10 protein-coding genes, 1 tRNA gene, 1 rRNA gene and 1 other annotated feature (1 of these 13 running past the window's edge) are annotated in these 15,257 nt (G+C 52.7%); of the genes, 1 reads left to right on the top strand and 11 read right to left on the bottom strand.

Annotated elements, in window-relative coordinates:
* Positions 1–60: 60 nt before the first annotated feature.
* From RGB73_RS00285 to guaB, 10 genes are all read right to left on the bottom strand, one after another.
* Entirely contained in the window at positions 61–657 is a 597-nt protein-coding gene (locus RGB73_RS00285; RefSeq protein WP_310767673.1) for a tyrosine-type recombinase/integrase, read from the bottom strand.
* A gap of 50 nt (positions 658–707) precedes the next feature.
* The gene (locus RGB73_RS00280) at positions 708–1,133 is read right to left on the bottom strand and encodes a hypothetical protein (protein ID WP_310767671.1); all 426 of its coding nucleotides are present in this window, start codon (positions 1,131–1,133) and stop codon (positions 708–710) included.
* A 181-nt stretch (positions 1,134–1,314) separates the two neighbouring features.
* Positions 1,315–1,391: transfer RNA gene (locus RGB73_RS00275), tRNA-Arg, on the bottom strand.
* Positions 1,392–1,501: 110 nt separating this feature from the next.
* Positions 1,502–2,791: an isocitrate lyase gene (gene aceA / locus RGB73_RS00270; protein WP_310774030.1), complete on the bottom strand. Its 1,290-nt coding sequence runs from the start codon at positions 2,789–2,791 to the stop codon at positions 1,502–1,504.
* A gap of 98 nt (positions 2,792–2,889) precedes the next feature.
* Positions 2,890–4,500: a malate synthase A gene (aceB, locus tag RGB73_RS00265; RefSeq protein ID WP_310767669.1), complete on the bottom strand. Its 1,611-nt coding sequence runs from the start codon at positions 4,498–4,500 to the stop codon at positions 2,890–2,892.
* 571 nt (positions 4,501–5,071) lie between these two features.
* Positions 5,072–6,352, bottom strand: a complete 1,281-nt coding sequence (gene serS, locus RGB73_RS00260) for a serine--tRNA ligase (RefSeq protein ID WP_310767667.1) — start codon at positions 6,350–6,352, stop codon at positions 5,072–5,074.
* A 50-nt stretch (positions 6,353–6,402) separates the two neighbouring features.
* Positions 6,403–6,624 (bottom strand) — a binding site (T-box leader).
* 215 nt (positions 6,625–6,839) lie between these two features.
* Complete coding sequence (pdxT, locus tag RGB73_RS00255; RefSeq protein ID WP_310767665.1) at positions 6,840–7,415, bottom strand: pyridoxal 5'-phosphate synthase glutaminase subunit PdxT; 576 nt, start codon at positions 7,413–7,415, stop codon at positions 6,840–6,842.
* 10 nt (positions 7,416–7,425) lie between these two features.
* On the bottom strand, positions 7,426–8,310 hold the full coding sequence (gene pdxS, locus RGB73_RS00250; protein WP_310767663.1) for a pyridoxal 5'-phosphate synthase lyase subunit PdxS: 885 nt from the start codon (positions 8,308–8,310) through the stop codon (positions 7,426–7,428).
* Positions 8,311–8,479: 169 nt separating this feature from the next.
* Positions 8,480–9,784 (bottom strand): D-alanyl-D-alanine carboxypeptidase family protein, encoded by a 1,305-nt coding sequence (locus RGB73_RS00245; protein WP_310767661.1) that lies wholly within the window; start codon positions 9,782–9,784, stop codon positions 8,480–8,482.
* A gap of 193 nt (positions 9,785–9,977) precedes the next feature.
* Positions 9,978–11,438: an IMP dehydrogenase gene (gene guaB / locus RGB73_RS00240; RefSeq protein WP_310767659.1), complete on the bottom strand. Its 1,461-nt coding sequence runs from the start codon at positions 11,436–11,438 to the stop codon at positions 9,978–9,980.
* 253 nt (positions 11,439–11,691) lie between these two features.
* Here guaB and RGB73_RS00235 point away from each other — a divergent pair, with 253 nt between their 5' ends.
* Entirely contained in the window at positions 11,692–12,642 is a 951-nt protein-coding gene (locus RGB73_RS00235) for a YaaC family protein (protein ID WP_310767657.1), read from the top strand.
* Positions 12,643–12,798: 156 nt separating this feature from the next.
* Here the strand turns inward: RGB73_RS00235 and RGB73_RS00230 are convergent.
* Positions 12,799–15,257: ribosomal RNA gene (locus RGB73_RS00230) — 23S ribosomal RNA — on the bottom strand; it runs 469 nt beyond the window's last position.

Below are 15,257 nucleotides of genomic sequence, written 5' to 3'. Positions count from 1 at the left end.
CATATTGAAAAAATGAAACGCAGGAATCACATGCTTTCCTGCGTTTCATTTTAGTTGTGGTTAGTATTCTCTTCTTTTCTTTCTCAGAACATTAGACAAGGGACTATACTGATTATGCTGCTGGACCAAATCCTCATTATTGAGCTGTATATAACGCCTTGTGGTGGTGATATCAGCGTGTCCCAGTATCCGCTGTAATGAAAACAAATCCATTCCGTTCAAGGCAGAATGCTTCGCGTAAAACCTTCGAAATGCGTGAGGAGACACAGTCTTTCTAAGTCCCGCTCTCTTCGCGTATTTTTTGATATTTGTTCTTATGCCATCAGGTGTTAATCTCTCACCAAAGTTGCTGACAAAAAGGACATTAGTATCGAAATATTGCCGTGTCTCGGTAATCAATTCTTGTAGAAGGCGAATGACTTCCGCTGATAACAGGATTACCCTCGATTTCCGATTTTTATTTTTGCTTGCTGGCAAGTGAACACATCTGGTAGTAAGGTCAATATCCTCAACATCAAGGGCGCACACCTCTTGAACCCTCATTCCGCTGTCGATAAACAGCATGAGCATCACATAATCACGATATTGGGCATACTGTCGCTGATTTGGCTGTTGAAGTAGCAATCGGACTTCATCTTCGGTCAAAGGGTCTTTCAAGTCTATATCGACCTTCATCAACTTTATGTTCTTTACAGGGCTATCAAGCACTAGCTTTTCTCTGACCAGTACGTTGAACCAGCATTTAAGAAACCGTATACGGATATTGATGGTGTAAGGCATAACCCCTTTTGATTACCGAGCATTTCACTACGGTAGGGTATACCTTCGTATTTCTCCTTTTCATAAGCTAAGTAGTTGATGTAAGACCGAATCATTGAAGTGGACACGTCTTGCACGTACACAACCTCTGAATGCTGCTCTTGGAGCCAATCCACAAAGTATCGGTACTGGACATAGTATTCGCTCTTTGTACGTGTTTTTACATTCTCTGCTTCTTTAATACACACAAACAGTTCAAACGCCTCTTGAATGGTCGTCTGGCTCTCTCTAAGCGTACTTATATCCCCTGATGAAGCTTTCCCACGTTGCAGAACGATTCTTTTCCCTTTTCTGCTTTCTGTGCCTGTTTCCAATGTCTTTTCCTCCTGACATCGACTACAGGAGATAACACAGTCATTCATAAGCTAGGCAATTACACCAACAGTTTCATGCCGCTTGAAACCACAGTCTACCTGATTTCAGAAGGTAAACCGTTGGTCAACAGAGCGCCATAAAAAAAGAAAAAACCTTGATACACCAAGGTTTTCCCTACAATGGCGTCCCCGAGAGGATTCGAACCTCCGACCTACAGTTTAGGAAACTGACGCTCTATCCTGCTGAGCTACGAGGACACGGGCGCAGTCAGACGAGTTGTTCTGCTGCTTACCCTCTTATTATATGCCGATCCCCCTCTTTTGGCAAACACGCTTGCTCATTTTGGACGAAGGAACGGCTTTCCTCCTCACTGGTGGGCAAACTGCTCTTCCTCTGTCGATCCGGTCAATGCCGTCGTGGAGGAATTCCCTCCTGCGATGACCTGTGCGACCTCGTCGAAGTACCCGGTGCCTACCTCGCGCTGGTGGCGGGTCGCCGTATAGCCGTGCACCTCGCTGGCGAACTCCGCTTGCTGCAGCTCGGAGTATGCCGCCATGCCGCGGTCGCGATAGCCTCTGGCCAACTCGAACATGCTGTAGTTCAAGGCGTGGAAGCCTGCCAAGGTCACGAACTGGAATTTGTAGCCCATCTCGCCCAACTCTTCCTGGAAGCGTGCGATCGAAGCTTCGTCCAGCTTCTTCTTCCAGTTGAAGGACGGCGAGCAGTTGTAGGCAAGCAGCTTTCCGGGATATTTCGCATGGATGGCTTCGGCAAAACGGCGTGCTTCCTCCAGGTTTGGCTCGGACGTCTCGCACCAGATCAGGTCGGCGTATGGAGCGTAAGCCAGACCGCGGGCAATCGCCGCATCGAGTCCGCCGCGCAGACGGAAGAATCCTTCGGGGGTACGTTCCCCGGTAAGGAATGGACGATCCTGCTCATCGATGTCGCTCGTGATCAGGAAAGCGCCATTGGCATCGGTGCGTGCCACGATGATCGTCGGAACTCCCATCACGTCTGCCGCGAACCGGGCCGAGATCAGGTTGCGAACTGCCGCCTGGGTGGGAATCAGCACTTTCCCGCCCATATGGCCGCATTTTTTCTCGGAAGCGAGCTGATCCTCGAAATGAACGCCGGCTGCTCCCGCTTCAATCATGCTTTTCATCAGCTCGAAGACGTTGAGCGGCCCGCCAAACCCTGCCTCGGCGTCAGCCACGATCGGCGCAAACCAGTAAGTGTCCGTACCACCCTCCGACTGATCGATTTGGTCGGCGCGCTGCAGCGCCTGATTGATGCGCTTGACGACATGGGGCACGCTGTTGGCTGGGTAAAGACTTTGATCGGGGTACATTTGCCCGGAGAGATTGGCATCTGCCGCCACTTGCCAGCCGCTGAGGTAAATCGCCTTCAGCCCCGCTTTGACCTGTTGGATAGCCTGATTCCCGGTAAGAGCGCCCAACGCCTTGATGTGGTGCTCGCTATGGAGCAGCTGCCACAGCCGCTCGGCACCGAGGCGGGCCAAGGTATGTTCGATCTGGACAGATCCGCGCAGACGGACCACGTCTTCTGCGGTGTAAGTACGGGTAATCCCCTGGAAACGCTCGGATTTCCAGCTTTGCTCCAGCTGCTGAATCGCTTCTTGCTTGGTTTGTTTGCCCATTTTCATTTCCCCCACTCCAATTTTTATCAATCATTTTTATGACCTGCTAAATCGCGGCTGCTCTGCTCTTCTGCAGGCAGGGCCTCGATAGAGGTTGCTCAGGAAAGATAGCGGTAGCCTGGAACGGTCAAGAAGTCTTCGAATTCATCCTCGGTCACGAGCGAAAGGAACAGCTCGCCTGCCTGCGATAGCTTGCTCGCATCGTAGCGCTCCGGCCCCATCGCCGTTTTCAATGCCTGCAGCTCTTCGCTTAGCCATTGTTTGACCAGGCCCTCCGTCACCTTGCGCCCATCCTGCAAGACGCCTCGGGGATGACGAATCCAGTGCCAGACTTGTGCCCGGGAAATTTCCGCGGTCGCAGCGTCCTCCATCAGATTGTTGATGGGCACGGCGCCAAAGCCGCGCAGCCAAGCCTCGACGTATTGCAGACCGACACTGATATTCGTGCGGACCCCTTCCTCGGTGATCACACCTTCCGGCACAGCCAGCAGGTCGCCGGCCGTCACTTGCACATCCTCGCGTTTGTACCAGATCTGGTTGGGTTCCCTCATCAGGCGGTTGAACACTTCCATCGCCACTGGCACCAGGGCCGGATGCGCTACCCATGTCCCGTCGTGCCCGTCGTATGCCTCCCGCTCTTTGTCGGCGCGTACCTTGGCGATCGCCTCTTCATTTTTGACCGGGTCGTTCTTGACCGGAATCTGCGCGGCCATCCCGCCGATGCAAGGCGCCTGCCGTCTGTGGCATGTCTTTACTGCAAGAGATGTGTACGCCTTCATAAAAGGCACCGTCATCGTCACTTGAGCGCGGTCGGGTGTGATGACATCCGGCTGGTTGCGCAGCTTTTTGATGTAGCTGAAAATGTAATCCCACCGTCCGCAGTTGAGTCCGGCGCTGTGATCGCGCAGCTCGTACAAAATTTCGTCCATTTCAAAGGCGGCGAGAATCGTCTCGATCAATACCGTGGCCCGGATGGTGCCGCGTGGAATGTGGAGCTCATCCTGGGCGAAAAGGAACACATCGTTCCAGAGACGAGCTTCCAGATGGCTTTCCAGCTTGGGCAAATAAAAGTAGGGGGCTGTGCCGTTCGCCAGAAGAGCCTGCACATTGTGGTAAAAATAGAGTCCAAAGTCGAACAGGCTGCCCGAAATCGGCCTGTCGTCCAGAGCGATGTGCTTTTCATCGAGGTGCCATCCCCGGGGACGGACGATCAGTACCGCTGTTTTTTCGTTAAGCGCGTAATGCTTGCCTTCGGGGCTGGTGTAGGAAATGTTGCGGCGAACTGCGTCCTTCATATTGATCTGGCCTTGAATTGTGTTTTCCCACGTAGGCGAGTTGGCGTCTTCGAAGTCGGCCATGAAGAGTCGCGCCCCGGAATTGAGTGCATTGATGACCATTTTCCGATCGCCCGCCGGACCTGTAATTTCTACGCGCCGATCCTGCAAGTCACGAGGCAAGGGGGCTACCGTCCAATCCCCTTTCCGGATCTCCTCGGTTTCCGGCAAGAAGTCCGGCCGTTTTCCGGCGTCCAGCTGCTGTTGCCGCTCCTGACGTGCGGCGAGCAGCTGCAGCCGCCTGTCTCCGAACTCCCTTTCCAGCTTGATGATGAATTGGATCGCTTCCGGCGTGAGAATTTCTCGATACCCTTCGTGCATTTCACCAGTGATGCTCAGCTCCAGTGGATACGGATTGGTCGGTATAGTAGTCAAAACATCTCCTCCTCCTTTTACAGAACGTTATTATGATACAGATATTTTTTTGTTGAATTATTATAGTACAGTCGGTTCAAAAAAAATGGTCTTACTCCTGATATCCGCTGCCACTGCAATGACTGCAGATGACATGCCCGACTCCAAGACAATGATGGCAAGCCGCCCCACTTTCGTCGTGGCCTACTCCCCCACACCTCGTGCAATTTTGTTCGCCATTTCCTTCGCAACGGTAGCAGTCCATTTTCCATTCCCTCCACATCTTTATTCTGTATTAAAACAATACTCGGAAGATTTGTTTTTATTATATAACAGCAATTGGTACAGTGCAACACCATTTTTAGAAAATTCTTTCTGTGTTATAACACAACGGCGGCTTCGTATCTTTTGCGGCATCAAGGCCTGCGCCACCAGGGTCTAGTGCCATTGGAAACTTGCCCCCGGCAAGCTTTTTGCACCCCAAGTGTACAAGTCTCACTTTCTCTCTTGTTCGTTGTCTTGGTATGTCTTACCGAATAAAAAAACAGCCCTTGTCCCGTAGGAACAAGAGCTGTCGCTCTGAGGCTTCTTCTTATTTCGGCGAGATCTTTTCGACTCCGCCCATATACGGACGCAGCACCTCCGGAATGACGATCGTGCCGTCCGCCTCCTGGTAGTTTTCCAAAATGGCAGCGACGGTTCGGCCAATCGCGAGGCCCGATCCATTCAGTGTATGCACGAATTCCGGCTTCGATTTGGTGTCGCGGCGGAAGCGGATATTCGCACGACGAGCCTGGTAATCTTCGAAATTCGAGCACGACGAGATTTCCCGGTACATGTTGTTGCTTGGAATCCATACTTCGAGGTCAAACTTCTTGGCAGCCGTAAAGCCGAGGTCGCCCGTGCACATCGAGAGGACCCGGTATGGCAATCCGAGGAGCTGCAGGACTTTCTCTGCGTTTTTCACCAATTTGTCCAGCTCGTCGTACGATTCCTCCGGCTTGACGAATTTGACCAGTTCGACTTTGTTGAACTGATGCTGGCGAATGAGTCCGCGCGTGTCGCGCCCAGCCGAGCCCGCTTCCGAACGGAAACAAGCGCTGTACGCCGCATAGTAGCGAGGCAGGTCTGCTCCATCCATGATCTCGTCACGGTGCATGTTGGTCACCGGAACTTCCGCTGTCGGGATCAGGAAATAATCCGGTCCTTCCAGTTTGAACGCGTCCTCTTCGAACTTAGGCAATTGCCCGGTCCCCGTCATGCTCGTGCGGTTGACGATGTACGGCGGGATGACTTCTTCGTAGCCGTGTTCATTGGCGTGCAAATCGAGCATGAAGTTCATCAGGGCACGCTCCAGACGAGCGCCCATGCCTTTGTAAAATACGAAACGGCTGCCGGTTACTTTTGCCGCTGCCTCAAAATCGAGAATCCCTGCCTGGCTGGCCAGATCCCAGTGCGGCTTTGGTTCAAAATCAAACTGCCGCGGCTCTCCCCATGTCCAAGCGACCACGTTGTCGTCTTCCGAAGTGCCTACCGGAACGCTTTCATGCGGCAGGTTTGGCAGGCTCAGCAAGATGAATTCCAGCTGCTCATCCAGCTGACGCAGCTCTTCGTCCAGCGCTTTGATGCGTTCGTTTACTTCTTTCATTTCGGCGATCAAATGGTCTGCGTTTTCCTTGTTGCGCTTCATCACCGCCACTTGCTCCGAGACGGTATTTCGCTTGTTTTTCAACGTATCCGCTTCCTGAATCAGCTGGCGGCGTTTTTCGTCCACTTCCGCAAATTGGTCCAATGCCGAAATATCTTCATTGCGATGGGCCAAGCGGCGTCTTACTTCCTCCAGATCCTGGCGCAATACTTTTACGTCCAACATGAGAATCCCTCCGAATCGATTTTCGAAAAACAAAAAACACCCGTCCCCTGGTAAGGGACGAGTGTTGTATACCCGCGTTGCCACCCTTGTTGACAAATGCACTCATACTCGTCGCATCTGTCCACTCTTCCGTCTTAACGGGACGGGACCGGGCAAAGTTGATCCTTTGCCACTCCGAGATGGATTCCTTCGCACACCGGATCGGTTTGCACCTACCACCGACTCTCTAGGCCAGGCAATTGCGAAGTACTTGTTCTCATCATCGCATTCTTTCATCCATTTCTTCTACTATTGTTAACTGTACTACATGTTCTATACCTATGTAAAGGGCGGCTATCCTGACTTCCACCAGTTTTTCCTGTTCAAGGGCGGCTCTTTGGAGGCATAAGCAAAGAGAAGACCGGCATCCACTCATGCCGGTCTTTTGTTCCCGCTCGTGCCCCTGCTTTCTCACCCGGAAAAAGGGTGGCAAGCCGTATTCCCTTCGTTAGCTGCGATACTCCCTCACCATATCGAGGAAGTATCGATGCAACCGAATATCATCGGTCAATTCCGGATGAAAGGCCGCCGCCAGATAGTGCCGATCCCGCGCTGCTACGATTTTTTCTTCGTATTTCGCCAGCACCTGACCGTTTTCCCCGACTTCCATGATATAAGGCGCTCGGATAAACACCATCGGGTAATCAGCGGCCACACCCGCTACAGGCATCGTTACCTCAAAGCTTTCCTTTTGCCGGCCAAACGCATTGCGCTCCACTTTCATATCCATCAGGCCAAGATGAGCTTCCTCCTGGCCGTTGACCCGGTTCGCCAGGAGGATCGCTCCGGCACATGTCCCGAAAATCGGTTTCTTCTCTGCTCCAAATCGGCGGATCGCTTCCATGAAGCCGTACTTGTTCATCAGCTTGCCGATCGTCGTGCTCTCTCCGCCCGGAATGACCAGTCCGTCCAAATCGTCGAGCTCTTCCACCTTCTTCACGGCAACGGCCGTAGCTCCCGCTTGCTCCAGCATGCCTACGTGCTCTGCTACCGCTCCTTGCAAGGCCAGTACACCGATTTTCATATCGCTCACCTTACCAGCCGCGCTCTTGCATGCGATCGGCTTCACGGATTTTGGAAATTTCGATGCCGGTCATCGCACTTCCCAAACCTTTGGATACGCGGGCGATCAATTCGTAATCGTCGTAGTGGGTCGTCGCTTCCACGATCGCGCGGGCGAATTTCTCCGGATTTTCGGATTTGAAGATACCGGAGCCGACGAATACGCCATCAGAACCGAGCTGCATCATCAGGGCCGCATCCGCAGGAGTTGCTACGCCGCCTGCTGCGAAGTTGACGACCGACAGCTTCCCTGTTTTGTGCACTTGCTCCAGCAGCTCGTAAGGCGCACCCAGATTTTTCGCTTCGGCCATCAGCTCGTCGTAGGACATCGCCTGGACTTTGCGAATCTGTGCCATCATCGTACGCATATGGCGAACGGCTTCCACGATGTTCCCAGTTCCCGGCTCGCCCTTGGTCCGGATCATGGATGCCCCTTCGCCGATGCGGCGCAGCGCTTCACCCAGGTCGCGGGCACCACATACGAACGGAACCGTGAAGTCTTTTTTATTGATATGGTACAAATCGTCCGCAGGGGTCAGTACTTCGCTTTCATCGAGGTAATCCACGCCCATGGACTCCAGAACACGCGCTTCCACGAAATGGCCGATACGCGCTTTGGCCATGACAGGAATCGATACAGCATTCAACACTTCTTCCACAATGCTCAGATCAGCCATACGAGCTACGCCGCCCGCCGCGCGAATGTCGGAGGGCACGCGCTCCAATGCCATGACCGCAACAGCCCCGGCAGCTTCCGCAATCTTCGCCTGCTCCGCATTCACGACGTCCATGATGACGCCGCCCTTTTGCATTTCAGCCATACCTTTTTTTACGCGGGATGTTCCTACTTGTACCATTTTGCTTCCCCCTATAACATGAAGTGAGATTCAAAGTGTTATGTGGTGTTATGCCTCGTTAGCTAAGGCCATTGTAAACGAAACCGGGTGAAAAAAACAACACTTATTTCTGCAGTTCAAAAAAATGCAAAAAGAAAACCCCACCTCGTCATGAGATGGGGTTGGTGATTTACTTGCCTGTGGCACTGCTGAACAGATTGCTGAAAAATTGGATGATGCTGCGGAAGAACAGGCGAATCCAGCTGCCTTCCTCGACTTCCTGACTTGCCACGATGTCTACGCCCGCGTTTTGAGCGTCCTCCGGCTGCAGGTAATCGCTGTCCTTTGCTCCTTCTTCTTTCAAGGCCAGCTTACCGATCACTTGGCCTTGCTTGATTGGAGCGGTGAGGTTCTGGAAGGTGACGGTCGGAGTGAATTTCGCATCCGAACCGATTTTGGTCACTACGTTTACTTCTTTGCCGGTTACTGCGCCCACTGTCAGATCCACACCGTTTTTCAAAGGAGCGGTCTCGAAGCCTTTGACGGTGGCACCCTTGTCCATTTGCTTCGTGAGCTTGAAGTTGCTGAAACCGTAGTCGAACATCTTTTTCGTTTCCACAAAGCGTTTGGTTTCGCTATCGGCACCCATGACGACGGAAATGAGGCGCATGTTGTCGCGAGTTGCCGTACCGGTGAAGCAATACTTTGCAAGGGCGGTATATCCGGTCTTCAAACCGTCCACGCCTGGGTAGTAGTTGTTCAGATCAGGAAGCATCCAGTTGTAGTTTGCTTTTTTCTCATTTGGCTTACTTGGACGGAACGTCAGACGAGGAATTTTGGATACCTCGAGCGCTTCCGGGAAATCGCGGATCAAAGCACGGGCGAGAATCGCCGAGTCACGGGCAGACATCAGGTTTTCCACCTGATCGGTTTGAACGGAGTACGGCCCCAGTTCGTTCGCGGGCAGCCCTGTAGAAGTCACAAACGAGGTGTTGGTCATGCCCAGTTCTTTTGCCTTCTTGTTCATCATTTGCACGAAGTTGGCTTCGCTGCCGGCTACTTTTTCGGCCAACAGCACGGTAGCATCGTTTGCCGATACGACAGCCATCGCCTTGTACAAGTCTCGGACGGAAAACGACTCTCCCATATTCAAGTAGACACCGGATGCGTCAGAGATCTTCGCTACATAAAAAGCGTACTCGCTTACCGGCACTTGCTCGTCCCAGCTGATCTTCTTTTGCTTGACGGCCTCTTGCACCAAATACTCCGACATCATTTTACTCATGCTGGCAGGAGGTAATGGTATGTCCGGATTCATGCTGTACAAAATTTTCCCCGTGGATGCTTCTAAGAGAATGGCAGATTTGGCTGCCAGTTGTAGATTGGCTTCGGGTGCTGCATCGGCCTTCGTCGCGGCTCCTCCCATGGCTGTAGCAAATACAGCGACAGAAAGGAACAGACCTGTTAATCGCTTGGTCCATGTCTTTCGTTTCATCAGTTTCTCTCACTCTCCCATTTCTGTCGATTTTCTGGCTTCCTTGCTAAAACAAGCACAACATTTTTAGTTTACCATAGGTAATAGGCATGCTTGAAGCTTGTTTGCACCTGTGGATTATGGAAATCTATGAAATAACCCCCCTTTCATTTAGAAGGAAAGGGGGGTTTAGGTCTTGTGTACTAAACGTTTCTTAGGAAATTGAGTAGTTTGGAGCTTCCTTCGTAATCTGCACGTCATGCGGGTGGCTTTCACGAAGGCCGGCACCGGTGATGCGCACAAACTGGGCGTTTTCGATTAGATCGTTGATTGTTTTCGCTCCGCAATACCCCATGCCTGCACGCAATCCACCAATCAGCTGATAGGTCACGTCTGCCAACGGTCCTTTGTAAGGGACGCGTCCCTCGATTCCCTCTGGAACCAGCTTTTGCTCATTTTCCTGGAAGTAACGATCCTTGCTGCCTGCTTTCATGGCGCCAATGGATCCCATCCCGCGGTATACCTTGAAGCGGCGGCCCTGGAAGATCTCAAATTCTCCCGGGCTTTCCTCGGTACCCGCAAACAAGCTGCCGATCATAATAGCGGAAGCGCCGGCTGCAATCGCTTTTGGCAAATCGCCCGAGTATTTGATGCCCCCGTCGGCAATAATTGGAATATTGTACTCTCGAGCTACACGGGCACAGTCGTGAATCGCGGTAATTTGCGGAACCCCGATACCTGCTACTACACGAGTGGTACAAATCGAGCCGGGACCGATCCCGACCTTTACGACGGAAGCCCCAGCTTCGATCAGGTCGCGTGTCGCTTCCCCTGTGGCGACGTTCCCTGCCACGATGGTGAGCTCCGGATACAGCTTTCTCAATTCCTTGACGGTCTCGATGACCCCTTTGGAATGGCCATGCGCGGTATCCACTACCAGCACGTCCACACCCGCTTTGACCAAAGCAGCCGAGCGATCGAACGTGTCGGCGGATACACCTACCGCTGCACCACACAACAGGCGGCCTTGCGGGTCTTTCGCCGCATTCGGATATTGGATCGCCTTTTCGATGTCCTTGATGGTGATCAGGCCTTTGAGGATGTTCTGCTCGTCCACCAATGGAAGCTTTTCGATCTTATGCTTTTGCAGGATGGCTTCCGCCTGGTGGAGGGTCGTCCCTACCGGTGCAGTCACCAGGTTGTCCTTGGTCATCACTTCACGGATAGGCGTAGAGAAATCGTGCACGAAACGAAGGTCGCGGTTCGTCAAAATCCCAATCAGGCGGTTTCCCTCGTCTACGATTGGCACCCCGGAAATGCGGTATTTGCCCATCAGCGCATCAGCGTCCTGCACCGTATGGTTTTGGGTCAACGAAAACGGATTGGTGATGACTCCGCTTTCCGAGCGTTTGACGCGGTCGACTTCACTCGCCTGCTGCTCGACGGTCATATTTTTATGGATGATCCCGATACCGCCCTGGCGCGCCATCGCAATGGCAAGGGCTGATTCCGTCACCGTATCCATGCCGGCACTGATCAGGGGAATGTTCAAAATAACGGAATCGCTCAATCTCGTTTTTAAGTCAACATCCCTTGGCAACACTTCCGATCTTGCCGGAATGAGCAATACGTCATCAAATGTTAGACCCTCTTTTACAAATTTATCTTCCCGCACAGTAGCAGTCTCCCCTCGGTGATAGTTTAAGACAGTTTAGCAAACGCCATAATTTACTGTCAAGAAATGCGTACAACGTTCGGGTATGGAGTAGATTATCCAGATAAATCAAAAAAATCACAGGCAATTGCATCTTACATACGAAAATTATCGAAGGTGAATTCTAATGGACCATGCGTGGAAAACGTTCCAATTTTTGGAGGCGGAGCCGACGGCGCGGAAGTTTTTGACTGCCTGCTATGAAGGTATAGAGTTGGAACACGCCGATCGGTTAGCCTTTCAAAACAGCACGCGTTTCCTCTATTTTTGGAAGCAAGCCCGACAATATTACAGGACTGCCGAAACAGCCGAACTATCTGTACGGCCGTTGCTCCTATTTTATGGTTCTGCCCATTTGCTAAAAGGAATGCTTTTGACCCGTGATCCCGCCTATCCGCAAAACAGCCGGGTGCTTCAGCATGGGGTTACGACCAGGAGGCTCAAGCGCAGCACGTACTCATTGATTGAGGACGAGATCCGACCGCAAAAAGAGGGTTTTTTTGCCCATCTTGCCCATGTATTCGAGCTTTCTCCTTTGCAGGACCGCTATGTCGTCCGCGAACTTGTGACCTCGATGCCCGGGGTCAGCCAGACGATCGCTTTGCTCACCCATGCCCAACCGCTCTGGCTTCGCCTGAAGCTGAACTCATGCATCCATTCGCCTTCAGCGGACTCTGCCGACGGGCATTCTATGGGTTCATGCGAGTCCTGGATGTCCATCGTTTTCCCGGAAAAACAGGACGGCCCTTTGGCTTACTCGTGCGATACGTTTGCGCAGTACATCCGCCGCCTGGCACCTGCTGGGTGGCATGCAGAACGACTTCATTGGAAAAAGGGAACGGGCAAAGAACTGCTCCTTCCTCATTCCGCCCTTTATACCCTGGAGCAACATCCCTTGTTCCGTGTTCTGGGTGATGAACTGTTTTTTTGGAACGGTTCCGCAAACACGCTGCCCCTTCCTGAATGGGCCAGCCATTACTTGCTGCTATACCTGCTCAGCATGCTCTGCCGTTACGAAACAGAGTGGTGGGGCGAAATCACGTTCACTCATGATTACGCAGAGCGTGTCCTTCTTGAGGAGTTTCTGGAGTACCACATCGAATCTTTTCCCACTGTTATTATGAGGCAAGTTCAACAAAAAAACTCGCTCTATGCGCATCCGTGAACTTTGTCTCAGTCAGATACACGTTTCTTAGAAAAAAACCTTCTCGCTGCCGAAAGCAAGAAGGTTTTCTTCATCCTATTCTCAACAAAAAAACCACCCTACCCGGATGGCTCGTTCATTCCTTCAAAACTGAATACGCATGTATGCAAGGATTGTGTGGATAAGCCCTCGACCGATTAGTATTCGTCAGCTCCACGCGTTGCCGCGCTTCCACACCGAACCTATCAACCTCATCGTCTATGAGGGGTCTTACCAGCTTAACGCTGTGGGAAGTCTCATCTTGGAGGGGGCTTCACGCTTAGATGCTTTCAGCGCTTATCCCGTCCGCACATAGCTACCCAGCTGTGCCACTGGCGTGACAACTGGTGCACCAGCGGTGCGTCCATCCCGGTCCTCTCGTACTAAGGACAGCTCTCCTCAAACTTCCTGCGCCCGCGACAGATAGGGACCGAACTGTCTCACGACGTTCTGAACCCAGCTCGCGTACCGCTTTAATGGGCGAACAGCCCAACCCTTGGGACCTACTTCAGCCCCAGGATGCGATGAGCCGACATCGAGGTGCCAAACCTCCCCGTCGATGTGGACTCTTGGGGGAGATAAGCCTGTTATCCCCAGGGTAGCTTTTATCCGTTGAGCGATGGCCCTTCCATGCGGAACCACCGGATCACTAAGCCCGACTTTCGTCCCTGCTCGACTTGTAGGTCTCGCAGTCAAGCTCCCTTCTGCCTTTACACTCTACGAATGATTTCCGACCATTCTGAGGGAACCTTTGGGCGCCTCCGTTACCTTTTGGGAGGCGACCGCCCCAGTCAAACTGCCCACCTGGCATGGTCCTCTCGCCCGATAAGGGCGACGAGTTAGAAACTCCGTACATCAAGGGTGGTATCCCACCGACAGCTCCACAGAGGCTGGCGCCCCTGCTTCTCAGCTTCCCACCTATCCTGTACATGATGCACAAAGTTCCAATACCAGGCTACAGTAAAGCTCCATGGGGTCTTTCCGTCTTGTCGCGGGTAACCTGCATCTTCACAGGTATTATGATTTCACCGGGTCTCTTGCCGAGACAGCGCCCAAGTCGTTACGCCTTTCGTGCGGGTCGGAACTTACCCGACAAGGAATTTCGCTACCTTAGGACCGTTATAGTTACGGCCGCCGTTTACTGGGGCTTCGGTTCAAAGCTTCGCTTGCGCTAACTCATCCCCTTAACCTTCCAGCACCGGGCAGGCGTCAGCCCCTATACTTCGCCTTGCGGCTTCGCAGAGACCTGTGTTTTTGCTAAACAGTCGCTTGGGCCTTTTCACTGCGGCCCCCTCGGGCTATAAACCCTACCGGGGCGCCCCTTCTCCCGAAGTTACGGGGCCATTTTGCCGAGTTCCTTAGCAAGAGTTATCCCGCGCACCTTAGGATTCTCTCCTCGCCTACCTGTGTCGGTTTGCGGTACGGGCACCTTGTTCCTCGCTAGACGCTTTTCTTGGCAGTGTGAAATCAGGGACTTCGGTACTAAAATTTCCCTCGCCATCACAGCTTGCCCTTACGGTGTGCGGATTTGCCTACACACCAGGCTCACTGCTTGGACGGCCATCCAGTAGGCCGCTCACCCTATCCTCCTGCGTCACGCCATTGCTCAAGCGGAACAGAGGTGGTACAGGAATATCAACCTGTTGTCCATCGCCTACGCCTTTCGGCCTCAGCTTAGGTCCCGACTAACCCTGGGAGGACGAGCCTTCCCCAGGAACCCTTAGGCTTTCGGTGGACAAGATTCTCACTTGTCTTTTCGCTACTTACACCGGCATTCTCACTTCCAAGCGCTCCACCGCTCTTTCCAGTACGGCTTCACTGCTGCTTGGAACGCTCCCCTACCCAGTCCGTAAGGACTGCCATAGCTTCGGTGATACGTTTAGCCCCGTTACATTTTCCGCGCAGAGTCACTCGACCAGTGAGCTATTACGCACTCTTTAAATGGTGGCTGCTTCTAAGCCAACATCCTGGTTGTCTGGGCAACTCCACATCGTTTCCCACTTAACGTATACTTGGGGACCTTAGCTGATGGTCTGGGCTGTTTCCCTTTTGACGATGGATCTTAGCACTCACCGTCTGACTCCCGGACATAAGTCATTGGCATTCGGAGTTTGACTGAGTTCGGTAACCCGATGAGGGCCCCTAGCCCAATCAGTGCTCTACCTCCAAGACTCTTATTCCGAGGCTAGCCCTAAAGCTATTTCGGGGAGAACCAGCTATCTCCGAGTTCGATTGGAATTTCACCGCTAGCCACACCTCATCCCCGCACTTTTCAACGTGCGTGGGTTCGGGCCTCCAGTAGGTGTTACCCTACCTTCACCCTGGACATGGCTAGATCACACGGTTTCGGGTCTACGGCAACGTACTTGCGCCCTATTCAGACTCGCTTTCGCTGCGGCTCCGTCTCTTCGACTTAACCTCGCACGCTACCGTAACTCGCCGGTTCATTCTACAAAAGGCACGCCGTCACCCTTTTAACGGGCTCCGACTATTTGTAAGCACACGGTTTCAGGTACTATTTCACTCCCCTCCCGGGGTGCTTTTCACCTTTCCCTCACGGTACTGGTTCACTATCGGTCGCTAGGTAGTATTTAGCC

Source organism: Brevibacillus brevis, assembly GCF_031583145.1.
Classification (GTDB): Bacteria; Bacillota; Bacilli; order Brevibacillales; family Brevibacillaceae; genus Brevibacillus; species Brevibacillus brevis_E.
This window is presented reverse-complemented; position numbering and strand designations above follow the sequence as displayed.